Below are 24,859 nucleotides of genomic sequence, written 5' to 3'. Positions count from 1 at the left end.
TTGAGCTGATGCGTCTCTCAACTGCTCTGATGGCCTGCAGACGTTCGTGCTAGTCCGCCGTTGAACGACTGGACCCTCTGGGCAGCCATGCGAATTGTCTCGATCTCCCACCGCACACCCACCTTCTCGGTAGCATAATAATGTGAACTCCACCCCTGAATTGTTCGGTATGCCTGTAGCGGTTTTGGCCCTTATCGTGGCCGGAGCCGGATTCCTGGTTTCATTCATTGCTCTAGGATGGCAAATATCGAAGCACATGCTCGATGGCGGCCGCGTGCGGGTTTACCTCAATGCAGCCACGTGGGAACCGGATGTAAAGCTAACCACCAATAATACCGGAAAATGGAAAATGGCGGCGGGAGAGTTCGGGAGAATCGCGAAGGAGAATATAGAACTAGCGCAGCTCGTCGTCGAGAATCCTGGCCGTACAGCAATCACGATTCACCGCCCAAGCCTAGCGATCTCGACCAAGGGAAAGAAAGAATACTTCGTTACGCCGCGAATGTTCAAACTCGAAAATTATGGCTCGGACACGGCAACGGCGGAAACTGTCGTGCGCATAGACCCGTACGACCGGGTCACTTTTCTACTTGACTACTGGAGTGTGATCCACAGCCAGCTAGCCGATTCTCGTAGTATGCACATCAAAATGCGTGGATCCGTCTTGGTGGCAGGCCGTAAGCGTCCTCGCAGATCACCCAGGAGACTGACATGGAAGATACCCAAAGGAGCCTGGACGGCCTATTCAGACGCGAAAAGCCTGTCGCCATTTACGGTTATGTGGCGTGAGATTTGTAGATCTCTCCTGGGTGGAAGTAAACTCACTAGCGATGAATCCAGCCCCCCAGTAGGCATCCTCGGTGTAATTCTTTTTGAGGCGATGGGAAGGTTCGAGATGCGCCCCACTCAGGGAGACTTTAGATCCGCGCTCAAGGAGATTGCGGAAGAGTGGGAGATTAACCACCTTCCTCTCACTGTTGCTTCGTTTCGGATGTATGAATCCCTAGACCGGAATGATGAAATCCTAGGACCTTGGCCGCAAAAATCAGTCGATATCACATCGGAGGGCGAGACTCCGGTGTCTAGTGAGGCGGACCGCGATTGACGATTGCGGCGCTAGCCACGGCCTCGCGTTCCATGCTGAATCGATCGAGATTCTCGGGGAGAGCGAGGTCATTGGGTGTTCGATTTTGCAGGCTTTGGAAGCAAGCCGCAGCTCATTTCTTGAACCTGGCAGAGTATTCTTTTTTGGCGTTTTGGATGGCCTCCTCGCTGAGGCTGTTGAAGTAGCGTATTGCTTCCGGTGACCACTTGACGAGATGGGCATCCTTATCTTGCCAACAATATTTCGATTCCTCGCGCATTCCATGCGTAAAGGTGACGGCTTGCCACTCATATGTTGTCGTTTCCCTCTTTATTTTTGGTATCACATCTTTCTGCCTGTACGGATGTGAGACGTTAGGGTCGACCTTGCGGGAGACCACTATGGCCTCGGCCAACTCTTCAGACGTGACCCCGACGACGATGTCAGCTTTGTCGATCTTTTTGATGGACTGCAGGGAAACGTCGAAGACGGTCAGGAGTCGTTCGGTGTCGATTCCGTCTGATTCGAGCGCATCGGTCTTCTCTTTGAGGAATGCTAGGAAGTCTTGGACGGCACGACTTTGTGCTCCTTCCTTTGAGTTGTTCTTCATGAATTTGATTGGGTCAATGGGATTTTCAATGCCCAGCGGCATGATACGCCATGATATTTCGTCCGCAATGTCCTTCTCGAAAACCTGAGAGGCTACATCGCGATAATTTAGTATGGAGGTCTGAGCGAGGGAATATATCAATGTCGAAAATTGCTTATTGTTGTAAAAGTGCACGGCGCTGTCGCGGTAGGTGCTCAAGAGTTCGATGTTGGCGTCTACGGCTTGTATAGCTATCGATTTTGGCCATAGCTTCGAATTGGCGGCCCGCCAAAATGCATCTCTGCACGTTAGCGTCCGATATGGCTCGCCACGCTTCTTGGGGTAGTAAATTCGGGCGCCCGACTTTGAGACGATAGCCTTGAGTAGTAGTTCCCAAGCGTTCATTAGAAGTATTACAAAGACCTCGTCGCGATATTCGAATCGCGGCTTATTGTATATTTCGATGGCGCCTACCATGGCGGACTTGCTGTTTGCGAACAATCGTCGCCAAGAGCCTTTGTAGTTCATCGCTCACACCACCTGCGGCTATCTACAGTGCCTGTAGTTAGCAGATTACGGGATCTCGTGGGGTTTGACGCCCAAAGCGGCGAGGTCGGCGGAGCGGGTTTGGGCGGTGGCCTGCCCGGTCTGGGGTCGAGCATGGCCAGGGGTCGTACGTTGGTTGGCGACTCGGGCAGGCTTTGGGCCCGACCGCATTTAGTGCGAGTGCCCCTGGCCATGCTCGACGCGGGACTCTGATCGGGGAGGTGGTCGAAGCTGTGGAGCCGACTGCCCCAGTTGCGTCATGCCCCTTTTCTGACATCAGGTAGCTGATCGCCGAGAGCGCGGCACGGGCGCCGGCCGGGCTGGAGCGGGGCGGAGACAGGAGTGCAGGCCCGGCCGGGGGTCGGGCCGCGCGCGGGGAGCGGAGCGAGCCGCCTTGATGATGGAGAGAAGGTCTTATCCCGCTGGGGTCAGGTGCTGTCCGTCATGGCTCCGCACATGGGGCCCGTTGCCGTCCAAGGCGTCCAAGAACCTGATCGCGAAAGCCTCGGACATGCGCTCGCTGACCTCCTCGGGCGTGAGCCACGAGACCGCCGTGGACTCGCTGGAAGTGCGCTCGGTGCCGCCTGAGGGCTTGCAGCGGAAGACCAGGGCGATGATGCCGCGGGTCATGTTCTTGTAGACGCCGGTGAGTTCGTCGACCTCGATGTGGATGCCGGTCTCCTCCAGGACCTCGCGAGCGACGCCGGCTTCGGGGGTCTCGTCGAGTTCGAGGATGCCGCCGGGGAGTTCCCAGGTGCCGTTGTCGGCTCGGCGGATCGCCAGGAGGTGGCCGTCCTCGCGTACCACTACTCCGGCTACGGACACGGAGTGCAGGGGAGGGGCTGTCGCTTCCTGTGGTTGACTCATGTAGAGGAGCTTAGGAGGCAGAGAAGGACTATGGGAACTGCTGCTGGAGGGGGCGCGGCCGGGCCTCGGTACGTGCAGATCGCGGAAGAGATCGTGCAGCAGATCCGGGCGGGGATTCTCAAGCCTGGTGACATGGTGCCGAGTGAAGCGGAGCTGGTGGATCGCTACGGCGTGTCCGGCGGCACGATCCGTAAGGCCATGGTCGAGGTCCGGGCCAGTGGACTCGTCGAGACCCGGCACGGCAAGGGCTCGATCGTGAAGAACCGGCCTCCTGTGCGGCACCGCTCCTCCGATCGCTTCCGGCGCTCGCTCCGACAAGGAGGACAGGCGGCCTACCTCGCGGAGTCCGCGCAGTCCGGCGCCACCGCAAAGGTCAGCGTCCTCTACATCGGGCCCATGGATGCTCCCGAGGATGCCGCGCAACGGCTGGGAGTCCCCACCGGCACGCAGGTGCTGGCACGCCGGCGCCTCTACTTCCGCAACGGCATTCCGGTCGAGACCGCTACGTCCTACCTGCCGTGGGACGTCGTGAAGGAGATCCCGGAGCTGTTCGCCGAGAACCCCGGCGGCGGTGGCATCTACGCCCGACTCGAAGACCACGGACATGAGTTCGCCGAGTTCGCCGAGACTCTGCAAGCGCGGCCGGCCTCGAAGGCGGAAGCCACGGAGCTGACCCTCAGCCCGGGTGCGCCCGTGGTTCATCTGATCCGTGAAGCTCGTACAACCGCGGGTCTCGTGGTCGAGGTATGCGACACGCTCATGGCCGCTGACCAGTTCGTTTTCGAGTACCGCATCCCTGCTGACGACTGACGCCAGCCCAACTCCCCGCAGCCCGTCGCCAGTTCTTCTTCGCGGCGGGTTGACTCATGTACAGGAGTGATGCACTCTTCTTCATATCACTCATGTACATGAGTGACGGAGTTCAGCATCTATAGAGGAGTGATCTGCTGTGCGTCAGATTCCCGTCGACACCTCCGCCGCGATCGTGATGGTCGCCAAGACCCCGCAGCCCAAGGTCAAGGACCGCCGCACGGGTGAGATCGCCATGGACATCGAGTCCGGCTCGAAGCTGATGACGGTCGACGTGATGTTCGCGGCGAACGAAGAGGTGGAGATCCTGTCCATCACCGTCCCGGAGCCCGGGATCAGCGGTGAGCTGGCAATGGGCACGCCGGTCGCGCTCACCGGCCTGATCGCCCGGCCCTGGGAGAACGATTTCAACGGCCAGAAGCGGCACGGCATCGCGTTCCGCGCGGTCGCGGTCACCTCGCTCGCCAACGTCAACGCCGCCGCAGGCCCGAAGGCGGCGTGATGATGACCGGCTTCACGGTCGCTCTGGTGCTGGTCGTCGCTGCCGCAGGTCTCCTGCGGTGGCGGCGCCCCGCCTGGTACTGGCTGGCCTTCGGGGTCACCCTGGCCACGCTGCGGGTTCTGGTCCGGTACGGCGCCGTCATGGACGCGTGCGGGCTGACCGTACCGCCCGCGAGATGGCGGCTCGTCCTGGCACGGACCACCAACCGGCCGATGCCGGAGTCCCGTCCGCCGCGCATTCTGCGGCTGCGGCCGACTCGTACAGGCCTGGTCCTGCGGCTCAAGCTGCGCCCCGGCCAGGACGCCTTCGACGTCGCCGCCGCCTCGGACCGGCTTCGGCACTCGTTCTCGATGTACGGCGTGACCTCGCGTGAGCTGCGGTCCGGCGTCGTAGAGGTGCGGATGACCGGCTACGACGTGCTCAAGCGGGTGCAGATGCCCGCCGCGACCGAGACCCGGCCCATGCGGGTACCGGTCGCCCTGCGACAGGACGGCTCGGTGCACTACCGCGATTACCGGGCGATACCTCATGCCCTCACCCTCGGGGCCACGGAGTCAGGCAAGTCCGTCTACCAACGCAACCTGGTCGCCGGACTCGCCCCCATGGACGTTGCCCTCGTCGGCATCGACTGCAAGCAAGGAGTTGAGCTGTTCCCGCTGGCTCGTAGGTTCTCCGCGCTGGCCGACAACCCCGACACCGCCGCCGAGCTGCTCGACGCGCTCGTGGCCCGTATGGCAGACGTCTATCAGATCATCCGTGCCCAGCAACGGATCACCGTCGACGTGCCGGACGCGGAGATCGCCTCCGACATCTGGGACCTGCCCGACGAACTGCGTCCGACCCCGGTCGTCCTCCTGGTCGACGAGGTTGCCGAACTCGCCCTGTACGCCAACAAGGAGGAGGAGAAACGGCGGGACCGCATCATCACCGACCTGGTTCGCCTCGCCCAGCTCGGCCGTGCCGCCGGCATCTACCTGGAAATCTGCGGACAGCGCTTCGGCTCCGAACTCGGCAAGGGCATCACCATGCTCCGCGCCCAGCTCACCGGCCGTACCGCCCACCGCGTCAACGACGAGACTTCCGCCAACATGGCCTTCGGCGACATCTCCCCGGACGCCGTCCTCGCCGCCATCCAGATCCCGGCCGAGATGCGGGGGATTGCCATCGCGGGCGACTCCTCCGGCGGCTGGCACCGCATCCGTGCCCCGCACACCTCGCTCCGCCAGGCCGTGAACCTCTGTAACAGGCACGCCGATCGGACCCCGGACCTGCCCGAGCTGGCGCCGTTCCGGCCCGCCCTCGCCGGACCCGTCGCCGCTCCCGTGCCGTCGGCCAAGCCTTCTCCGGCCACCGCCTGATTTCTCGCTCGTCCCCATCGGTCGGCGTGACCGTCTTCGCGCCAAGTCCCTACCCCCGCCATGCCTGATGAAGGGAGAACTCGGCATGTGCCCGAACTGCGAGGACTTCGCCCGGACCGTGCTCCTCCTCGGCCAACTCGCCCTGTACGCCGACATGGGCGGCGCAGACCTCGACTTCGTGGAAGCGGTCAGCACGTCCCTCGCCGTCTCGTTGCCCGAGCCGTCGCCCGGCATGTTCCCGTCCGGCGACGACTTCGACGGCGGCCCTATCTACCCCGGTGAGGACTCCTGATGGGTGCCCGTCACGGCATCCGTGTCGACGCGGTGCTGATTCAGGCCGTGATCGCCGGTGCCCTGTCCTTCGCCCACCTGCACGACCTGGCCGCTGCTGCCGGACAGGACGGCTGGAAGGCGTGGGCCTACCCGGTCAGTGTCGACCTGCTCTTGGTCGCTGCCTGGCGGCGCCTGCGCAGTGAGGGCCCGTCCCGGCTGGCCTGGTGCTGGTTCCTCATCGCCCTGTTCGCCTCCCTCGGCGCCAACGTCGCCACCGCCGGGTTCCTCGACCTGGCCGACCCGCCCGCGCTGCTCCGTCTCGGCATCGCAGGGTGGCCCGCGCTCGCCTTCCTCGGCGGCACGCTCCTCGCTCACTCGTCGGCTGCTGCGCCGGAGCCTGTTCCGCCGGCACCCGTCCCGGACACGCCGGACACCCCGGACGCCGAGCCTCGGCTACCGGAAGCAGTCGTACCTGAGCCGGCCCCGGCTCCGGCCCCGGCCCCGACTCCCGCCCCGGCGCCCGTGCCGCCGGTCCCCGCCGTCCTGGTCGACCACGCCCGCAAGGTGGCCGACGACTACCGGGCTCGCACGGGCTCCCCGATCGACACCGACACCCTGCGCTCCCGCCTCGGCGTCCCGCCCCACCTCGCCGACGCCATCGCCGCTCACCTCGCCTGACCAGGAAGGAGACACCCCGATGCCCGCCCGCGACAACTTCCACTCCGTGATGCGGATCGGCCCCGTGCAGATCGGCACCCACCGCGACCGCAACGGGCGGACCGTGCACGCCGCCGTCTGCACCGCAGACCGCTGCGGCTGGTCCGCCGACTACTCCAGCCAGACCGCCGCTCAGCTCGCCGCCCGTACCCACCGCTGCCGCGTCCGCTAGGAGACCAACGTGCAGGTCCCGCTCTGGTTCGCGCTCCTCGCCGTCGGCTACCTCGGCGTGAAGCTCATCCGCCCGCCCTGGTGGCTCATCGCCGTACTGCTCCTCGGCGGATTCCTCCTCGCCGACAGCGTCCTGGCCCCCGTCATCGACACCGCCGTCAAGTAACCGCGAAAGGTCAACGGCCCATGTTCCGGCCCAAGTTCCCGACCATGCCTCAGCCCACCGGCCTGACTACCCCGCCCGCCGTCATCCAGCCGACCACCATCACCCCGGGCACCCCGTACACGCCGCCGATGCCCGTCGCCCCGGCCCCGTCCCGCCCGGTAGTTCAGCTCACCCCGGGCACCACGCTCGCGCTCGTCGGCGCCGGCACGGCTGTGGTCCTGGTCCTCGGTGCCGTCCTCGTTTCACTGCTTCTGGCGGTCGCTATCACCGGCGCGTCCGTTGCCGTCTGCGCCGTCGTCCTGCGTTCCCTGCTCGCCTCCGACGCCAAGCGACGCTGACCGGCCCCCGGGCGGCCCTGATACCGCCAAGCATCCGCCGCCCGGGAGCCGTCCCTGTCCGATCTCGCAACCGGAAGGAACCTCCAGCATGGCCCACCGGGCCTCACCCGCGACACAGAAGGCGCCTACGCCCGCCCAACCGCTCGACCCCACCGCCCTCCGAGACCTCCTCCGGGTGGCCTCGGCCTCCGACTACAGCCGCTGGGAAGACCAGATCCGCCGCACCGGCGGCTGCTCCGACCCGATCCACCTGACCGGCTGGACTCTCACCAAGGACAAGACCACCGGCGAGACCCTGCACCACTACTCCACCGAGAACGAGCCGGGTGGACGCCTCCGCCTCGCCTGCGGCAACCGTCGCGCCTCACGCTGCCCGGCCTGCGCCTGGACCTACGCGGGCGACACCTACCACCTCATCCGCGCAGGGCTCGCCGGAGACGACCGCCGCGACATCCCCGCCACCGTCCGCGACCACCCCCGCGTCTTCGCCACCCTCACCGCCCCGTCCTTCGGCCCGGTCCACAACCGGCCCGATCACGGCAACTCCTGCCGCTGCGGCACCCGACACGCCTCCGACGCACCGGAGTTGGGCACCGCCCTCGACCCGGACACCTACGACTACGCGGGCGCCGTCCTGTTCAACAATCACGCCGGACAGCTCTGGCAGCGCTTCACCACCCGACTCCGCCGCGAACTCGCCGCCCGCGCCGGCCTGGCCCGCCGGGAACTCGCCGACCATCTGCGCGTCTCGTACGGCAAGGTGGCCGAGTTCCAGAAGCGCGGGGCCCTGCACTTCCACGCTGTCGTACGCCTCGACGGCCCGGAGGGGACCGGGACACCGCCGCCCGCCTGGGCCACCGTCGACCTGCTCACGGACGCGATATGTGCCGCCGCCGCGCACTCGTACACGTCCGTCTCGGTCCCGGCTGCCGACGACCAACCCGCCCGAACGTTCCGATGGGGCCGACAGCTCGACGTCCGCCCGGTCAAGGCCTTCGGCGACGGCTCCGACGTCACCGAACAGGCCGTTGCCTCGTACGTGGCCAAGTACGCCACCAAAGCCGCGGAGAACACCGGCACCCTGGACCGCCGCATCGGTGAACTCTCCGAACTCGACCGCCACCAGGTGCCCGACCACACCCGGCGGCTCATCACCGCGTGCCGCGACCTGGACGGCCTCTATCCGGACCGGCGTCTTTGGGTCTGGGCACACATGCTCGGCTTCCGCGGACACTTCTCGTCCAAGTCGCGAACCTACTCAACCACCCTCGGCGCCCTCCGCCAGGAACGTGCCGACTACCGCGCCGCACAGGAGGCTTCCGTCCTCGGCCTGGACGACCGCGAGCCGGACACCGTCCTCGTCCTGACGGACTGGCAGTACGCCGGCCACGGCCACACCCCGGGCGAAGCCGCCCTCGCCGCGACCATCGCGCGAGACCTCCAGATCAACCGCGAGACAGCCCGCGAAGCCCTGCTCGGCGAAGGGAGCACGGCATGACCACGGCCATCCGGGCACGCAGCATGCTCACCCTCGCCGAGGTCTGCGAGGAGCTGAACGTCTCGCGCTCGACCTTCTACGACTGGCGGGCGAAGCGGCGTGCGCCCCGTTGCATCAAGCTCCCGAACGGCGACCTCAGGATCCGGCGGAGCGATCTCGACCACTGGCTCGACGACCGTGAGGACGCCGCCTGATGGAGACCACGTACGACGTGAAGGTCTACAAGATCCTCGCGTACAAGGGTGCCCGGAAGACCACGTACACGGTGCGTTGGGTGGTCGCGGACAAGCGCTGGCGTGAACCCTTCGGCACCGTTGCGCTTGCTGAGGGCTTCCGCTCCGAACTGATCCGGGCCACGGGGAAGGGTGAGGCCTTCGTCATCGCCACCGGGCTGCCGGTGTCCCACCGTTCCAAGTCGGCTTCCATGAGCTGGTACACGTTCGCCGTCGAGTACGTGGATGCCCGTTGGCCGGAGCTCGGCGGCAACAGCCGCAAGAACACGGCCAAGACCCTGACAGCGGTCACCATCGCGCTGCTGCGGGTCCAGCCGACTCAGTTCGCCCCGGTGGCCGTGCGGACCGCGCTGCGCGAATGGGCGTTCAACGCGACCCGCCGTGCGGACGCCCCGCGAGACGTGGTGACCATCCTGAGGTGGGTGGAGCGCAACTCCCTGCCGGTCTCGGCCTGGGAGGAGGCAGAGAAGGTCGATGAGGTCCTGCGAGCCGTCGACACGCGCCTCGACGGCAAGCAGGCGGCGGCCTGGTCGAAGAAGCGTCACCGCCGGATCCTCAACGTCGTCATGAAGCACGCGATCCGGCGGCGCATCCTGCGGACCAATCCCCTTCCCAAGGGGAAGGAGTCGACGACTGTCACCAAGACCAGCAACGCCGTGGACAAGCGGTCCTTGATGAATGCGGACCAGGCGGCGGCACTCCTCGACTGGATCCGGCGTCGGCCCCGTGGAGGAAAGCGGCTGCACGCGTGCTTCGCCACGCTGTACTACTGCGCTCTGCGACCGGAGGAAGCCATAGCCATGCGCGTGCAGGACGTGACGCTGCCCGGCCCCGACGCTGGGGACCAATGGTGTGAGCTGCTGATCCATACGGCGACCCCGGAGGTCGGCAAGCAGTGGACCGACACCGGAGAGATCCACGAGGAACGCGACCTGAAGGGCCGTGCCGAGGGCGAGACGCGCACCGTGCCGGGGCATCCCGCCTTGACGCGCATCCTGCGGCAGCACATCGAGGACGAACAGCTCAAGCCCGGTGATCTGCTGTTCCAGGGGGAGACGGGCGGCATCCTCGCGGGTTCGGTCATCCGCCGGGCCTGGCGCAGTGCGCGCAAGGCGGTCTTGGCCCCGCACGTCTTCGAGTCGCCCACAGGGAGGCGGGTGTACGACAACCGGCACACGCGCCTCACGAAGTGGCTCAACGACGGGATCCCGCCCGCCCAGGTGGCCGACTGGGCCGGGAACAGCGTGCCGGTGCTGTTGGCCACTTACGCTCGGTGCGTCGAGGGGCAGTTGCCTGACCTGAAAAGGCGCCTGGAGGCTGCGGGGGATCTCCCCGAGCTGCCCGACGCAGGCTGAGGTTTTCTCGCCGAGAACTTCGACACGTATTCGACACGGCCACCCGCGAAAACCCGGTGACAGCCGGACAGCCCCGGAACCTGCCCCTTGATCGTCGGGGGAGTGTCCGGGGCTGTGGCGTACGAGTGAAACTTGTTGTGACCAGCAAAAACGCCCTCCCGATGGGAGGGCGGAGACTTGCGCCCCCGGCAGGACTCGAACCTGCGGCCAAGCGCTTAGAAGACACCTGCTCTGTTCGGCTCTCGGGCATCCGCGCTGGCTGCTACGCCTGGTGCTTGTAACACGGGATCGCCGGTTGGCCAAACCGGTGTTTCTCCTGATCATTGTCTGCGTTCGTTGGCGGACGCCACGATCTTCTTGTCCGAGGCGCATGCATTTTCGGTGCTTCGCCGCTGAGGTCACGTTCTCGCAGTGCGGGTGTGTGCCTGAGTGTGCGCAGAGGTGCGAGAGATGCGGCGTCGACCTGGGGACCAAGGCTGGGGACCAGTGCCCGCTACACGCGGTGGCCTTGCGGTGTCGGTGTTGACGACGAGCGTGCAAATGATGAAGCGGCGTCTTTCGGCGGAGGCCGTTCTGACGTCTGGAAGGGGTGAAGGTGTTGCTTGGTTCTAGTCTTCGAGGAAGAGGGATGGGGGGACTTGTGGGTGGCAAGTTGTCGATGGCTGATGTTCCACTCGGGCCGTTCGAGGGCTCGTTGATCACGGTGTACTCGGCCAAGAGCAAGGGGGCCAGTCTGCATGTGGACAGGCAGTGCGGACAGCTGCGTACGTCCGACGTGAGAACTGTCGACGTGCCGCTGGAAGCGACGACGTTGCGACGGCTGTGCTCGCGGTGCGCCGCATGGGGTGTCGGGGGCCGGTCGACTACCGGGCTGGGCATGTTCCTGCGGGCTCTGGGCGGGGCCGGCCTGTTGTACCAGTTGCAGTCCTACACGGAGCCGGACGAGGACGAATGCTGGACCGACGAGGAGGCACGGGACGCCGCTGTGCTTCTTCGTGCTGGACAGAGTCTTGAAGGTGATGACGACGAGGAGGCGGAATGCGGCGCATCGGTACGGGATGCACGTGAAGACGCCGAACAACTGTGGGGCCTGGTCTTCTCCCATTGGCGCGGCGCGGGACGGAGCCTGTATCGGGCACGGGCCGTCCTCGCTCACTTTCCCTGGCTGGAGGAGTGGGCGAAGCCGTCGCTGACGGCGAAGATGCGATACCTGGAGACGTTGCGGGCCCAGGCGGCCCGGTTCGCGAACCCGGAGGAACTCGTTGTAGCTGCTGCCGCATCGACGCTCCGCATGCCCGAGCTGCCGTGCGCGGCCCCGGCCTTCGCGGTGCTCGGCGGCAACAGCCGGGTATCTGCGGCACTCGTGGACCTGTGGCGCCGGTGGCAGAACGCGGCCGGACGACCCTGGGAAGGGCCGAAGGCGCGTGCCTACCTCTCGTACGACATCGTGCGAGGCATCCGCAGTAACCGGAAGGGCTACGACGTGGCCCGAGCCGAGGCCGCGCGCCTGATCGAGTCCTGGGAGGAACGGGCCCGGGCGGCAGCGAAGTCGGCGGACGGGGCTCCGCCGCGTCGGGTGACGGCGCACGTGCCGGAAGCGTCCGAAATCTCGCGACGGCATGATGGGCGGGACTTCCTGGAGGGTCTGGACGCGTGGACGCTCGGTGTGCTGGTCACGTGGACCATCGATGCTGACTGGGGGAGCCGCGTCCTCACACTGGAAGTCCCTGATCTCGTCGCCGAACGGCTCCTTGGCCCGGCGGGCGACCTCCCGTGCAGCCCAGCCGACGGGGCAGCGGATCTGCCCGAGCGCGACAGTGGTCCGGGAACGCAGCCAGGCACCGTCCGCCCGGGCATCTTCGACGACACCCCGGTCTTCGACCGACGCCCTGTCACCCACGATCACATCCGTGCGCTGCGCACGTTGGCGCCTGGTGCCGACCAGCTGTACCTGGTCTTCTCGGCGAGCGAGGGAGCGGAAGTCCTGCCTCTCGACACCATCGAGAGACGGCTGGCCAAGGGGTGGCTGGGCGTCCTCATCGCAGGAGCCCGCGACCTGCCCGCAAGCGTGATCGGCCTGGAGGAGCCGGAAAGCAGTCCCGGGCCCGAGGCACGTGATGCTCAGCGGCCCGGTCCCGGCCGGCGCGACCATGATCCGCATTTCGGTGCAGGTCTGGGTCTCGCCGAGGGCGGACGCCAGACCCTCCGCCAGACCTACGGCACCGAAGACCGCGACCTGAATTTGCGTCTGCTTGCCCTGGCGCGCGGCGCGCACGACCTGCGGAGCCTGGACACAGACCGGGCCAGCGGGCTGCCGGTGGCGGTATGGCACGGCCTGCTCACGGAGGACCACCTCGACTTCGCGCCTTTCCGGCCGCGGAGCAGCGACCGCTGGCGAAGCGGCAGCGGCCTCCCTCTGGGGCCCCTGGCCGCCGTTCAGCTCTACACCACCAACGCCAACCCCCTGATCGAGGGCAAGGGTCACTCGCCACTTTGCCGGCACGCCCACGAACGCGCTGTTGTGGCCGGCGACGACCTCCTCACCGTTGCCGACCTCATGGCGCGCACCGACTTCGACTGGTGCAGCAAGTGTGGTGGCTACGCTCTACGCAGGCTCACCGACTCCCAGCTGTCCTACTACCGTGCGGCTCACCGCTTGCACGACATCAAACGGCGGCTCGACGGCAAGAGCGAAGTCCCCGACACCGACACCTCCACGATGATCACCCATCTGGAGGAGCTGGCGGCCTGGCAGCCGGTCGATGAGGAACAGTGGTGCGGCAGCGATTCCTGGCAATGGCAGGACATCATCCGCGAGCTCAGGCGCAAGGTCGCAAAGTCTCACGCCGTGACGAGCTCTGGCGAGCCGGCCTCTTGACCCGGCGGCGACCGTTGCACGCGTGTCACGGACATGCCCCATGGGGACCAGTTGGGGACCAGACGGTGTCCGCGCACCTGAACGGCACGCGCGCCACCGCACGCTGTGCACCCTGATTTCTCGCTGTATGTATAGACAAAAGGGATGCCCCCTGCTCCTGGGGGTCAAGGGGTCGCAGGTTCAAATCCTGTCGTCCCGACGGTGCGAAGGGTCTTCGCAGGCGAGAGCCTGTGGGGGCCCTTCTTCGCGTAGGTCTGGTCCCGGCTTCGGCGTTGAGCATGCCGCTCATCGGCCCTTGCTCGGAAGTCGGCGAAAGTAAGGGGTTGCAGCCGGTCTTCGTGCAGGCGAAGGTGTGCCGCACCAGTGCGTGCGCGTCCGCATCGCCGCCGGGCCGGGGTCGGGCCATGGCCCGACCCGCCCGGACCATGGAGCGGTGCTCTCCGCGCCGACGGGGGTACACATGGACGCAGCACGTCCCCGAAACTCCTCGCTACGCCGTCAACCTCTGGCCGCACACGATCAGACATCGATGACACGGGACAGTGATCACCGGTCGGACAGAGGCCTCGTGAACATGCAAAGCTGGATTTCTCGTCACGAGGATGACCTCTTCGGCCTGGGAACGGTGAGTACGGATGAGTTCGAGTTCCGGCGATGCCCCGAATCTCAGGCCGACCCGTAGCCGCAACGGCCCTGCCGTCTCCCGTCGGGAGTTCGACGCACTCTTCGAGGCGGTTCGCACGTGGGGTCGCTGGGTCCCGGCCGACCGCGGTGCCTGGAACCGGGTGACCGTGGACCGCGTGCGGCGGGCCACGCACAGAGTGCGGTCCGGGAGGGTCGTCCAATTGGCGGTGCCCTGGAACACCCGGGCCGGCCCGGACAACCGCAAGCCCGCCCTGCACCACATGACCGATCTCGGTGACGTGGAGAGTCCGGAACCCTCCACCCTCAAGGACTTCATCGGCGCCGACTACCACGGCAAGGGCGTCACCCACCTCGACGCACTGTGTCACATCGCCTACCGGGGGCAGCTCTACGACGGCCGGACGGCACACGAGCTCGTCGATGCCGCAGGCGCCCGCTTCGGTGCGGTGTCGGCGCTCGGGCCCCTCGTCACGACGGGTGTGCTCCTCGACTTCCCCGCCGTCTTCGGGATCCGCTGGCTGGAGCCGGGACAAGCGGTGCACGCGAACGACATCATCGCTGCGGAGAAGGCGCTCGATGTGACGATCGGCGAGGGCGACGCGGTGCTGATGCGCTCCGGGCATGTCCGTCGCCGCGGGGAACTCGGTTCCTGGGACCCCGACACGGCGAGCGCCGGCTTCCACGTGGACGCCGTACCGCTGCTGGCCGAGCGTGGCATCGCGCTGCTCGGCGGGGACGGCGACAGCGATGTACGGCCCTCGCCCGTGGACGGCGTGCATTCGCCGGTCCACGCGCTGGCGGTGGCCGCGATGGGGGTGCCGCTGTTGGACAACCTCGACCTTGAAGAGCTCTCCGCGGCGACCGCCGAGGCGGGGCGGCACAAGTTCCTGCTCGTCGTGGCACCCCTGAACGTCCCGGGCGGGACGGGCTCGCCCGTAAACCCCGTCGCCATCCTGTGACAACCGACCAGTCCGGTTACCGTGCGTGAGAGATCTTACGAACCGTGACTCATATCCCGGATGCCCGTATCCTCGTCAATATCGGATAATTCCGAAATGTGGACTATCTAAGGTGTGAGCGAGGCTGAGCGTGGTTCCGTCCGGCGGCGAACCAGTACCCACGGGGCGTGCGACAGAGGGCACGGGACCCACCCGTTTCCGTGAGCGGTTCCTGCAGGGGGAGCCGGTCGAGGCGGGTGTGCGCACGTCGATCCTGAATTCCTGGCAGCGGTGCCGGTCCATGGGGCTGTCGCCGGACCAGTCCGACCTTCCCTTCCGGGAGGATTTCGATCCGGACGCCCGGCTCGTCCACGCGGCCGTGCCGGTGCTCGACCGCCTGCAGCTCCGGTTTGCCGGCAGCGCGATGAACATCTCCCTTGCCGATGCGAGCGGGACGGTTCTCCTGCGGCGTTTCGGAGAGCCGTCGCAGGCCCGAAGCCTCCCGGCGATTCAGAGCGTCCCAGGGTTCGTGTTCGCCGAGCAGGTCGCCGGTACCAACGGCATCGGTCTCGCCCTGGCGGAGCGGCAACCCATCCGGGTCTACGGTGCCGAGCACTTCGCCGAGCGCTCCCAGGGCAGCGCCTGCCGCGCGCTTCCCGTCCGCGACCCGCTCAGCGGCCGCATCGAGGGTGTCCTGTGCTTCGGCTATCCGCGCAGCGCCGAGGATCCGGAACTGGACATCGTGATACGCAGGGCGGCCGAGGCCATCGAGCGGGGGCTGCTGGGGCAGAGTTCCGCGCGTGAGCACGCTCTGCTGCGGGCGTACCAGGACACCGCAGCCGAAGTCGCCGTTGGCCTTTACCGCAGCATCGGCGTGGACGAACTGGCCCTCGAACTGCACCCCCGTGACCGGGCGATCATCATGGAGCAGGCCGCCGAACTGATCTCCCGCGCGCAGCGGGCCGCGGTCGACGTGTCCCTGCCCGACGGCCGGCAAGTCACGCTCGTGAGCCGGCCGATGACCAGCGCCTCCGGAGTGGAGGGCATCGCCATCGAGGCCGTCCTCTCCGCCTCCTCGCAGCGCGCGCCTTTCACCGTGCGGCACCAGGGCGACGTGCCGCCGGGCCTCCCCGCCGAACTTGCCGTCGCCCTCGCCCCCCTGACGTCCGGGGCCGTTCCCGGCGTCGTGGCGCCCGGGCATCTCTCCGTCACGGTACCCGGCCAGGTCGCCGCCGGCGGCGAGGGCGTCACGACCGCCGACGTCGACGGCGCGACGGACGGTCACCTCGAATCCCCGCTTCCCGCGAGAGGGCTCGTGATGGTGGGGGAGCCGCACGTGGGGATGTACGCCTTGGCCGCGCGCCGCCGCCTGGAGCTGCTGTCCGAGGCCAGCACCTGCATAGGCACCACCCTGGACGTGCGCCGCACTGCGGAGGAACTCGCCGAGACAGCGGTGCCGCAGTTGGCCGACTTCGTCACCATCGACCTGCCCGAGCCCGTACTGCGCGGCGAGGAGTCCGCCGATCCCCACAGTGACCTGCGCCGTACGGTAGTCCACGGCATCCGCGACGACTGTTCCTTCCACCCCGTCGGCAAGCAGATCGACTATGGCCCGACCACGCCTCAGCTGCGGTGTCTGACCAGCGGCGAGGCAGTGCTGGAGCCGGACCTGAGGGCCGCCGCGGGCTGGCTCGCGCAGGACCCCGAGTACACCGAACAGCTGCTGAGCCACGTCCACTCCCTCATCGCGGTGCCCCTGGTCGCCCGCGGTGTCGTCCTGGGCGTCGCCGCTTTCTACCGCTCGCAGGACCCCGCCCCCTTCGGCGACGACGACCGCTCGCTGGCCCAGGAACTCGCCACCCGCGCCGCGCTGTCCATCGACAACGCCCGGCGCTACACGCGCGAACGCACCATGGTCCTGGCCCTGCAGCGCAGCCTGCTCCCGCACGGTCTACCCGACCATGACGCCGTCGAGGTCGCCCATCGCTACCTGCCCGCCGAGTCCGACGTCGGCGGAGACTGGTACGACGTCATCCCACTGTCCGGCACCCGCATCGGCCTCTTCGTCGGCGACGTCGTCGGCCACGGCATGCTCTCCGCCGCCACGATGGGCCAGCTGCGCACCGCCGCACGCAGCTTCGCCGAACTCGACTTTCCCCCGGACGAAGTGCTCACTCACCTCGACAACCTCGTGGGACGCCTGGACCGGGAGGACCCCGCTTCCGACGGCGTCGGCACCATCGGCGCGACGTGTCTGTACGCCATCTACGACCCGACCTCGCAGCAGTGCGTCATGGCCCGCGCCGGACACCCCCCGCCCGCGCTGGTGCACCCCGACGGCAACGTGTCGTTCCCCGACCTGCCCGCCGGACCCCCTCTCGGCCTCGGGGGCCTGCCCTTCGAAACCGCCGAGATCCACCTCCCGGAAGACAGTCAACTGGTCCTCTACACCGACGGACTCATCGAGGACCGGCACCGCGACGTCGACGTCGTCCTCGACGAGCTGCGCGGGGCCCTGGCCCACCATCCAGAGCGCTCGCCCGAGGACACCTGTCAGGCGATCCTGGACACCGTGGCGCCCACCCATCCGTATGACGACGTCGCTCTGCTCGTCGCCCGCACCCACGCCCTCGACCCGGATCGGATCGCCACCTGGGACCTGCCCGCCGACCCGGCACTCGTCAGCGAGGTCCGCGCCTCCGCCACCCGACAGATGGCCGACTGGGGGCTCGACGAGGCCGCGTTCGCCGCGGAACTGATGCTCAGCGAGCTGGTCACCAACGCCATCCGCCACGGTGCCGGGCCCATCAAGGTACGGCTGCTCCACGGCCGCACCCTGATCTGCGAGGTCTCCGACACCAGCAACACCGCCCCGCACCTGCGCCGGGCGGCCACCACCGACGAGGGCGGCCGCGGCCTCTTCCTCGTCGCGCAGCTGTCACAGAGCTGGGGTACCCGCTACACCCCGGAGGGCAAGGTCATCTGGGCCGAATGCGGGCTCGACGGCGCGTGAGACCCGAGCGCGGCGCTGAGCCGTTGGGGGCACGAGAGACGGTAAATGTCTGATATCTAGCCATGTGTCCGGCTAGCATCGCTCATGACAGTCGGGAACAACTCGCCAGGCCGATCACCGGAGATGCCCGTGGAACCTCTGGTCCGCGTCCGCGGGCTCGCCAAGCGGTTCGGCGGGACCCTCGCGCTGGCCGGGGTCGACCTGGACGTCCAAGCCGGCAGCGTCCTCGCCCTTCTCGGTCCCAACGGAGCCGGAAAGTCGACGCTCATCAAGGTGCTCGCCGGCGTCCACCACGCCGACACAGGGCGGATCACGGTGGACGGGCACCCGCTCGGGAGTCATGCCGCTTCCCGCAGCATGTCCTTCATCCACCAGGATCTCGGTCTGGTGGAGTGGATGACGGTCGCCGAGAACATCGCCCTGAGCGCCGGGTATCCGCGGCGCGCCGGACTGATCTCCTGGCGGCGGAACCGAGAGCACTGCGCCGAGGCCCTGCACATCGTCGCCGGACACCTCGATCCCGACGCACCGATCGCCCGGCTCGCCCCGGCAGAGCGTTCACTGGTCGCCATCGCACGAGCCCTGGCGACTCGGGCGAAGCTCATCGTCCTCGACGAGCCGACCGCCCGCCTCCCCGCCGCGGACTGCGCCCGGCTGTTTCGTGTCCTGCACGCACTGCGCGACCGGGGGCACGGCATCCTCTATGTGAGCCACCGTCTGGACGAGGTCTACGAGGTCGCTGACACCTTCGCCGTCCTGCGCGACGGCCGTCTCGTCAGCCACGGCGCACTGGAGGGCCGGAGCCCTGCCCGTCTGTTGCACGACATCGTCGGCGAGGAGCTGACCGACCACCACCCCACCACGTCCCCGGTCCCCGGCCCGGCCGTCCTGACACTCGTCGGCGTACGGACCGCCGGCGCGGGACCGGTCAGCCTGGAGCTCAGGGCCGGGGAAGCCCTGGGCCTGGTCGGCCTCTCGGGCGCCGGACACAGGGACCTGGGCCGAGCCCTCGCGGGTTCCCGGCCCGTCCTCGACGGACGTGCCCTTCTCGGCGGCCGCCCGTACAGTCCCCGTACGGTCGCCCAGGCAGTCCGACTCGGTGTCGCCTTCGTGCCCGGTGACAGACAGCAGGAGGGCTGCCTCGCCGAGCTGACCGTACGGGAGAACTTCCTGGCCAACCCCCGGGCGGGAGGCCTGCCGGCGCTGCGCTGGATCAGCCCCCGCCGCGAACGTGCCGAGGCCGCCACTCTGATCGAACGGTTCACGGTGCGCCCCCGCGACAGCGAGGCCCCCATCGCCACGCTGTCCGGCGGAAACCAGCAGAAGGTCATGATCGGCCGGTGGCTCCGGGTGGGCCTGCGTGTGCTCATCCTCGAGGAGCCGACCGCGAGCGTGGATGTCGGCGCCAAGGCCGCGCTCCACCGCCTGCTCGACGAGGCACTGGCCGGCGGCCTGGCGGTCCTGCTCATCTCCACCGACTTCCAGGAGGTCGTGGACGTGTGCGGGCGCGCGCTGGTTTTCGCCCGCGGGTCCGTGACGGCCGAGCTGAGCGGTCCGGCCCTCACCGTCTACGGGCTCACCCGTGCGGCTTCGTCCATGCCCGCCTCCGGAACCGCGTCGAACCCGTGACCCCCTCGCCCCGGCCGCGACCGCATCGACAGGGCCGACTGAACCGACTCGGCCGACGAGGCAGGCCCGGTCTCCCGGCGCGATTGCCAGGCCCGGGTGGGCACCTCATCGGTGCCTACGGCCTTCTGGCACTCACGGCCCTGCTCTTCCTGATCTTCTCCTTCACCCTGCCGCGTACCTTCCCCACCCGGGACACCGTCGACTCGATCCTTTCCAACCAGTCGATCCCGGCCGTTCTCGCGCTCGCCGCCATGGTCCCCATCGTGACCGGCGCGTTCGACCTCTCCATCGGCTACGGCCTCGGCCTGGCGCACGTGATGGTGTTGCAGCTCGTCGTCGACGTCGGGTGGCCCTGGCCGCTTGCCTGCCTCGCGGTGATCGGTGGAGGGGCGGTCGTCGGCGTCCTCAATGGCGTCATCGTCGAGTTCGGCCGGATCGATTCCTTCATCGCCACTCTCGGGACCGGCAGCATGATGTACGCCGTGACCGGCTGGATCACCGGCGGCGGCCGGATCGTCCCCGGCCCGCAAGGCCTCCCGGCCGCCTTCACCGACATCTACGACTCGAGGTTCCTCGGCCTTCCGGTCCCTGCCTGGTACGTGCTCGCCCTGGCCGTCGTCCTCTGGTTGGTGCTGGAGCGGCTGCCGCTCGGCCGGTATCTGTACGTCGTCGGCTCGAACCCGCGCGCGGCCGACCTCGTCGGCATCCCGACCCGCAGGTACAGCGTCTACGCTTTCGCCGCGTCGGGGCTGATCGTCGGCTTCGCCGGTGTGCTGCTCGCCGCCCAGCAGCAGATCGGTAATCCGAGCGTCGGACTGGACTACCTGCTGCCCGCATTCGTCGGCGCCCTTCTCGGCTCCACCGCGATCAAACCCGGCCGCCCCAATGCGATGGGCACCCTCGTCGCCGTCGCTGTACTCGCAGTGGGCCTCACCGGCATCGGCCAGATGGGCGCCGACTTCTGGACGGTCCCTCTGTTCTACGGCGGCACCCTGCTCATCGCCGTCGGCCTGGCCGGCTACTCCGCGCGCCGCCTGCGCACCGGCGCCGTCGCGGCCCGCGATTCGCCTGCCGTACCCCCGGAGCCGCCGTCCGCCCCGACGCAGGACGGTGGCGCAGCGGGCGCCCCTCCATGAACGACGCCATGGGCACCACCTGAGTGCCTCCAGGCACATCCTCCCGCTCATCCCCGCGAGGAGCTCCCCGTGAACTGCAACCGCAAAGCCACCCCCGGCGCGCTCAAGGCTCGGTCCGTCACCGCCGCCCTGCTGGCTGCGGCAACCGTCCTTGCCGGCTGCGAACGCGGCTCGTCGAGCGCCCCGGAGGGCTCCACCACGGGACCGAGCGGCTGCCCCGCGGCCCAGGCAAGGGCCCAGGCCGCCGTCAGACAGGCGGAGAAGACGGACGTTCCCTGGAACGGACCGACCAGCGGCCCGTCGGCGGTGTCCGGCAAGACCATCGTCTACGTCGCCCAGACCATGACCAATCCCGGCGTCGCGGGCGCTGCGAAAGGCGTGAGCGCAGCTGCACGGGTCATCGGCTGGAACGTCCGGGTGATCGACGGTGGTGGTACCCCCGCCGGCATCCAGGCGGCAATGAGCGAGGCCGTAGCCCTCAAGCCCTCGGGCATCGTCATCGGTGGCTTCGACCCGGGCTCGACCTCGCAGCAGGTCTCGCGGGCCGACGCGGCACGGATCCCGCTCGTCGGCTGGCACGCGGTCGCTGCCCCCGGCCCCAGTCGGCAGCCCAGACTCTTCACCAACGTCACCACCAACGTCGAGGACGTGGCCGGAGTAAGCGCGCAATGGGTCATCTCGAACTCGGGTGGCCACGCCGGGGTCGTGGTCTTCACCGACGCCTCGATCCCCTTCGCCAAGAACAAGTCCGAACTGATCAGGAAGGGGCTCCGCACGTGTTCGGGCGTGAAGCTGCTGGCGTACGAGAACATCCCTATCCCGGACGCGAGCAGCCGCACCCCACGGGAGGTCTCCTCGCTCCTCGCCCGCTTCCAGGGCAGGTGGACCCACTCCGTCGCCATCAACGACCTCTACTTCGCCGATGCCGCCCCGGCCTTCCGCGCGGCCGGCAAGAAGGGTTCCGGCCCGCCCTTCAACATCGGCGCCGGAGACGGCGACCCCTCCGCCTTCCAGCGCATCAACAGTGAGCAGTACCAGGCGGCCACCGTGCCCGAGCCACTGTCCCTGCAGGGCTGGCAGATCATCGATGAGTTCAACCGAGCCTTCTCCGGCCGTCCCGCCAGCGGATATGTAGCCCCCGTCCACATCGCCACCGCCGACAACAGCGAGGGTGCCACCGCCTGGGACCCGTCGGGCTACCGGGAGGCGTACCGGAAGCTCTGGGGTACGTAACGGCGGCGCCATCACCGAGCAGGCGCGCAGCTTGCGTGGTTCATGGCGACGGGCCGAACTCAGCGCGTGTGGACGGTGGTTCCGCAGCCATCTCCGGGTGGCGGGGCGTACTCGGTGAGCAGGAGCGCGATGTCGTCCATCCTTTCGTGGGACCGGCAGGCATCCTGCAACAGCCGGTCGGCCAGCTCCTCCAGGCGGTCCCCGCCCATGGCGGCCAGCGAGGCCCGGAGCCTGCGGATGCCGGAACCGATGTCCGAGCCGCGCCTCTCGATGAGCCCGTCGGTGTACAGGGCGAGGATCGATCCGGGCGCGAGGTGCAGCTCCGACTCCGGATAGTCGGGCATTGCCTCGACGCCGATCAGAGGGCCGCCCGGTACGTTCAGGATGTCGGTGTGTCCGTCGGGCAGACGCAGCAGGGGCGGGCAGTGGCCCGCGCGGACGATGCGCACGACCCCCGAACGGGGGTGGAGGAGTGCGTAGCAGCAGCTGGCGAGCAGCGCGGGGTCGAGGTCCATATGGAGCCGGTTGGTACTGGCGAGGACGTCGCTCGGCCGATGGCCGGCGGTGACGAAGGCCCGCATCGCGCTGCGCAGCTGTCCCATGGCGGCCGCGGCGGCCACGTTGTGTCCCTCGACGTCCCCGACGATCAACGCGACCTCGTCACCGACGGGGATGACGTCGTACCAGTCGCCCCCGATGTCCATCCCCCTGGTGCCCGGAACATAGCGCCCGGTGACGCGGAGGCCCGGCAGCGTGGGCAGCCGGTGGGGCAGCAGGGCGTTCTGCAGGCCGCGGGCGAGGGCGTATTCGGCGTCGTAGAGCTTGGCGCGTTCGAGAGCCTGGGCGATCAGGCCGCCCAGCGCGGTGAGGAGGCCGCGCTCCTCGTCGGGGAACCGGTGGACGTCGTCGAAGGCGAGCATGCAGGCGCCGACCGGGCGGTTGGAGGCGATCAACGGCAGGAACGCCCAGGAGTTCGAGTGGCCGACCAGGGTCCCGGGGTAGGTCTCGAGGAGCTCCTCCCGGGTCTCGACGAACAGCGGGGCCCCGGAGGTCAGCGCGTCCGTCACCGGCAGCCGGGCATGCAGCGGGGTCCCTTCGAAGCCGGCGAGGAAGCCCTTCGAGTAGCCGCGCTGCGCGAGCAGGTGCAGGCGCCGCTCCTCCACGACGGCGATCGCCAGCTTCTGGCCGCCGAAAGCGGGCAGCAACTGGTCGGCGACGGCGTCGAACACCTCGTGCGCGGTGACCGCCTCGGTGAGGGCGCTGCCCAGCTGGAGCACGCGGTAGAGGGATCCCAGGCGGGGGGCCGTGGGCGGAGGTGACGAGGAGACGGGAGGACCCTCCTCCGCGACGAACGTCCCGGGTCCGGCCCCGTCGGGCAGCGGCTGCCTCACGGGTGCCGCCCATCCCGTCATGCCCTGCCCGTCGGGGTGCAGGGAGAAGGCGAGCCACTCGTCGGGTGGGCGGCGGACCAGGAAAGAGACCGGTTGCTGGGAGACCACGGCGGCCCGGTAGCGGTCCTCGTACACGGGATCGGCCAGCCAGGGCAGCACGTCCCAGGGGCGTTGGCCGAGCAGCTCGTCATGGCGGACCCGGAGCAGGCCCTCGAGGCTGTGGTTCGCGTAGGTGACACGGCCGTCCGGGGAGAGCGCGAAGAAGCCGTCCGTGAGCCGCTCGAGCGCCGCCACAGCAGCCATGCCGCTTCCGGAATCGAGCACGGCCCCGACCAGATGGGACGCCGTCCGCGGGTCGTGCAGGCTCTCGGGCACCCGGCCCCACAGCTCGACGGTGCGAAGCCTCCCGCCGCCGTCCAGGATGCTCACGCAGTGCGCGAGCACATGCCCCTCCTCGACCGCGGCATGCGCGGCTGACCGGAAGCCGGGCAGGTCCGCCGGATCGATTCTGGCCGCCAGGGTGGCCGCCCGTCCGTCGAACTCGCGGGGCGGAATCCCGAAGATCGCGCACAGTTCGTCGTCCGCCGTGAAGGACCCGGTGTCGAGGTTCCAGTCGAACAGGCCCACCCTTATCACCGGAGCGGACGCCAGCGGGACCACCATCGGAGCCGTCCGTTCGTCCCACTCGGCGAACAGCCGGCGTGCGCTCAGACCGGCGAGTGCGGTGCCCAGACGGTCGGCCGCGGAGCGCAGCCGCCGACGCTGCGCCCTCGACAGCCCTGTCCGGTCGGGCCCGGGCGTCCACAACACCGCCATCGTTCCGAAAGTCCGCCGGCCCGCTCTTACGGGCACCGAGGCAGAGCCGAACGGGTAGGGCACGGCGACCGAGAGCTGGGGGAAGCGCCGCATCGTCTCCTCCGCGTCGGTCAGGTGGACCATGCGCCCCGAGCGGTACGCCTCCGCCACCGGAATGCGGCTGTCCACCGGAATCCGACGCCAACCGCCCAGCAGTGAGGGCGGTGTCCCGCACGCCGCGGCCAGGAGGAGCGAGTGATGGTCGCCGGAGAGCAGGAACACACTTCCGGCATGCGCTCCGGTCACCTCCACGGCACCGACGACGGCGCTGACCAGCGCGTCGTCACGCTCGGGCGATTCGCCGACACGCGCGGCGCCGAACGGATACGAGCTCGATGCCACACCGTCGGCCGACACGTTGCCCTCGATCACCATTGGGTAATTTGTTCCATTTTAGTTTGATTTACGCTTCCTGGAGGCGAGTGCCGGGCCGGAACTGGGCAGAGTGGTGATCGGCGGGACCGAAGGCGACGATGGTCGAGCAGGGACTTCACACGGCGCGTGTGGTCGCAGTTACGCGCAGAGCAGCACCTGCTTCGACGTTCCGCTGAAGTCCACTCAAGCAACCGCAGCGGGCGGTTCACGGAGCGCGATGTCGGGTGTCATGGAGTGCTGCGCGCGGTTCTCGCGACTC

Annotated in this window: 21 protein-coding genes; 18 read left to right on the top strand and 3 right to left on the bottom strand. The window is 68.1% G+C overall.

Annotated elements, in window-relative coordinates; translation table 11 throughout:
* The first annotated feature begins 142 nt into the window (after positions 1–142).
* Positions 143–1,105, top strand: coding sequence for a hypothetical protein (locus OG734_RS05795; RefSeq protein ID WP_330286374.1), 963 nt, complete (start codon positions 143–145; stop codon positions 1,103–1,105).
* 112 nt (positions 1,106–1,217) lie between these two features.
* Here OG734_RS05795 and OG734_RS05790 read toward each other — a convergent pair whose 3' ends face one another.
* Together OG734_RS05790 and OG734_RS05785 are read right to left on the bottom strand one after the other, a co-directional pair.
* Positions 1,218–2,201: a DUF3644 domain-containing protein gene (locus OG734_RS05790; RefSeq protein WP_330286373.1), complete on the bottom strand. Its 984-nt coding sequence runs from the start codon at positions 2,199–2,201 to the stop codon at positions 1,218–1,220.
* 432 nt (positions 2,202–2,633) lie between these two features.
* Entirely contained in the window at positions 2,634–3,086 is a 453-nt protein-coding gene (locus OG734_RS05785; RefSeq protein ID WP_330286372.1) for an NUDIX hydrolase, read from the bottom strand.
* A 30-nt stretch (positions 3,087–3,116) separates the two neighbouring features.
* On the opposite strand from OG734_RS05785, the gene OG734_RS05780 reads away from it, so the two are divergent.
* The 17 genes from OG734_RS05780 to OG734_RS05700 all read left to right on the top strand — a co-directional run bounded on the left by OG734_RS05780 (position 3,117) and on the right by OG734_RS05700 (position 21,979).
* Positions 3,117–3,896: a GntR family transcriptional regulator gene (locus OG734_RS05780; protein WP_330286371.1), complete on the top strand. Its 780-nt coding sequence runs from the start codon at positions 3,117–3,119 to the stop codon at positions 3,894–3,896.
* Between the two features lie 139 nt (positions 3,897–4,035).
* Entirely contained in the window at positions 4,036–4,398 is a 363-nt protein-coding gene (locus OG734_RS05775) for an SCO3933 family regulatory protein (protein ID WP_020133129.1), read from the top strand.
* Between the two features lie 2 nt (positions 4,399–4,400).
* Complete coding sequence (locus OG734_RS05770; protein WP_330293576.1) at positions 4,401–5,756, top strand: FtsK/SpoIIIE domain-containing protein; 1,356 nt, start codon at positions 4,401–4,403, stop codon at positions 5,754–5,756.
* Positions 5,757–5,841: 85 nt separating this feature from the next.
* Positions 5,842–6,048: a hypothetical protein gene (locus OG734_RS05765; protein WP_330286370.1), complete on the top strand. Its 207-nt coding sequence runs from the start codon at positions 5,842–5,844 to the stop codon at positions 6,046–6,048.
* Positions 6,048–6,707 (top strand): DUF2637 domain-containing protein, encoded by a 660-nt coding sequence (locus OG734_RS05760; RefSeq protein ID WP_330286369.1) that lies wholly within the window; start codon positions 6,048–6,050, stop codon positions 6,705–6,707. The genes OG734_RS05765 and OG734_RS05760 overlap by 1 nt, the downstream gene beginning before the upstream one ends.
* A gap of 19 nt (positions 6,708–6,726) precedes the next feature.
* On the top strand, positions 6,727–6,918 hold the full coding sequence (locus OG734_RS05755) for a mobile element transfer protein (protein WP_055530619.1): 192 nt from the start codon (positions 6,727–6,729) through the stop codon (positions 6,916–6,918).
* Between the two features lie 9 nt (positions 6,919–6,927).
* Positions 6,928–7,083 carry a hypothetical protein gene (locus OG734_RS05750; RefSeq protein WP_107101053.1) on the top strand — a complete coding sequence of 52 codons (156 nt, stop codon included), beginning with the start codon at positions 6,928–6,930 and terminating at the stop codon, positions 7,081–7,083.
* 20 nt (positions 7,084–7,103) lie between these two features.
* A complete protein-coding gene (locus OG734_RS05745) occupies positions 7,104–7,421 on the top strand; it encodes a SpdD-like protein (RefSeq protein WP_330286368.1) in 318 nt (105 codons plus the stop codon).
* An 88-nt stretch (positions 7,422–7,509) separates the two neighbouring features.
* Positions 7,510–8,919: a replication initiator protein RepSA gene (gene repSA, locus OG734_RS05740; protein ID WP_330286367.1), complete on the top strand. Its 1,410-nt coding sequence runs from the start codon at positions 7,510–7,512 to the stop codon at positions 8,917–8,919.
* Entirely contained in the window at positions 8,916–9,113 is a 198-nt protein-coding gene (locus OG734_RS05735; RefSeq protein WP_330286366.1) for a helix-turn-helix transcriptional regulator, read from the top strand. The genes repSA and OG734_RS05735 overlap by 4 nt, the downstream gene beginning before the upstream one ends.
* Complete coding sequence (locus tag OG734_RS05730) at positions 9,113–10,507, top strand: tyrosine-type recombinase/integrase (protein ID WP_330286365.1); 1,395 nt, start codon at positions 9,113–9,115, stop codon at positions 10,505–10,507. Before OG734_RS05735 ends, OG734_RS05730 begins: the two co-directional genes overlap by 1 nt.
* Positions 10,508–11,165: 658 nt before the next feature.
* Positions 11,166–13,385 carry a hypothetical protein gene (locus tag OG734_RS05725; RefSeq protein WP_330286364.1) on the top strand — a complete coding sequence of 740 codons (2,220 nt, stop codon included), beginning with the start codon at positions 11,166–11,168 and terminating at the stop codon, positions 13,383–13,385.
* A 635-nt stretch (positions 13,386–14,020) separates the two neighbouring features.
* Positions 14,021–14,989, top strand: coding sequence for a cyclase family protein (locus OG734_RS05720; protein WP_330286363.1), 969 nt, complete (start codon positions 14,021–14,023; stop codon positions 14,987–14,989).
* 130 nt (positions 14,990–15,119) lie between these two features.
* On the top strand, positions 15,120–17,981 hold the full coding sequence (locus OG734_RS05715) for a SpoIIE family protein phosphatase (protein WP_330286362.1): 2,862 nt from the start codon (positions 15,120–15,122) through the stop codon (positions 17,979–17,981).
* A gap of 84 nt (positions 17,982–18,065) precedes the next feature.
* Positions 18,066–19,610 carry a sugar ABC transporter ATP-binding protein gene (locus OG734_RS05710; RefSeq protein WP_330286361.1) on the top strand — a complete coding sequence of 515 codons (1,545 nt, stop codon included), beginning with the start codon at positions 18,066–18,068 and terminating at the stop codon, positions 19,608–19,610.
* Between the two features lie 38 nt (positions 19,611–19,648).
* A complete protein-coding gene (locus OG734_RS05705) occupies positions 19,649–20,746 on the top strand; it encodes an ABC transporter permease (protein ID WP_443065066.1) in 1,098 nt (365 codons plus the stop codon).
* Between the two features lie 69 nt (positions 20,747–20,815).
* Positions 20,816–21,979, top strand: a complete 1,164-nt coding sequence (locus OG734_RS05700; protein WP_330286359.1) for a substrate-binding domain-containing protein — start codon at positions 20,816–20,818, stop codon at positions 21,977–21,979.
* 59 nt (positions 21,980–22,038) lie between these two features.
* Here the strand turns inward: OG734_RS05700 and OG734_RS05695 are convergent, their stop codons facing one another.
* The gene (locus tag OG734_RS05695) at positions 22,039–24,600 is read right to left on the bottom strand and encodes a SpoIIE family protein phosphatase (protein ID WP_330286358.1); all 2,562 of its coding nucleotides are present in this window, start codon (positions 24,598–24,600) and stop codon (positions 22,039–22,041) included.
* Between the last annotated feature and the right edge of the window lie 259 nt (positions 24,601–24,859).

This window comes from Streptomyces sp. NBC_00576 (assembly GCF_036345175.1).
In the GTDB taxonomy this organism is placed as follows: Bacteria; Actinomycetota; Actinomycetes; order Streptomycetales; family Streptomycetaceae; genus Streptomyces.
This window is presented reverse-complemented; position numbering and strand designations above follow the sequence as displayed.

Bases quoted from the DNA above. Each gene is read 5' to 3' on its own strand.
- OG734_RS05790 (WP_330286373.1), bottom strand. From the start codon at position 2,201: ATGAACTACAAAGGCTCTTGGCGACGATTGTTCGCAAACAGCAAGTCC.
- OG734_RS05785 (WP_330286372.1), bottom strand. From the start codon at position 3,086: ATGAGTCAACCACAGGAAGCGACAGCCCCTCCCCTGCACTCCGTGTCC.
- OG734_RS05780 (WP_330286371.1), top strand. From the start codon at position 3,117: ATGGGAACTGCTGCTGGAGGGGGCGCGGCCGGGCCTCGGTACGTGCAG.
- OG734_RS05770 (WP_330293576.1), top strand. From the start codon at position 4,401: ATGACCGGCTTCACGGTCGCTCTGGTGCTGGTCGTCGCTGCCGCAGGT.
- OG734_RS05765 (WP_330286370.1), top strand. From the start codon at position 5,842: ATGTGCCCGAACTGCGAGGACTTCGCCCGGACCGTGCTCCTCCTCGGC.
- OG734_RS05760 (WP_330286369.1), top strand. From the start codon at position 6,048: ATGGGTGCCCGTCACGGCATCCGTGTCGACGCGGTGCTGATTCAGGCC.
- OG734_RS05755 (WP_055530619.1), top strand. From the start codon at position 6,727: ATGCCCGCCCGCGACAACTTCCACTCCGTGATGCGGATCGGCCCCGTG.
- OG734_RS05745 (WP_330286368.1), top strand. From the start codon at position 7,104: ATGTTCCGGCCCAAGTTCCCGACCATGCCTCAGCCCACCGGCCTGACT.
- repSA (WP_330286367.1), top strand. From the start codon at position 7,510: ATGGCCCACCGGGCCTCACCCGCGACACAGAAGGCGCCTACGCCCGCC.
- OG734_RS05735 (WP_330286366.1), top strand. From the start codon at position 8,916: ATGACCACGGCCATCCGGGCACGCAGCATGCTCACCCTCGCCGAGGTC.
- OG734_RS05730 (WP_330286365.1), top strand. From the start codon at position 9,113: ATGGAGACCACGTACGACGTGAAGGTCTACAAGATCCTCGCGTACAAG.
- OG734_RS05725 (WP_330286364.1), top strand. From the start codon at position 11,166: ATGGCTGATGTTCCACTCGGGCCGTTCGAGGGCTCGTTGATCACGGTG.
- OG734_RS05720 (WP_330286363.1), top strand. From the start codon at position 14,021: ATGAGTTCGAGTTCCGGCGATGCCCCGAATCTCAGGCCGACCCGTAGC.
- OG734_RS05710 (WP_330286361.1), top strand. From the start codon at position 18,066: ATGACAGTCGGGAACAACTCGCCAGGCCGATCACCGGAGATGCCCGTG.
- OG734_RS05695 (WP_330286358.1), bottom strand. From the start codon at position 24,600: ATGGTGATCGAGGGCAACGTGTCGGCCGACGGTGTGGCATCGAGCTCG.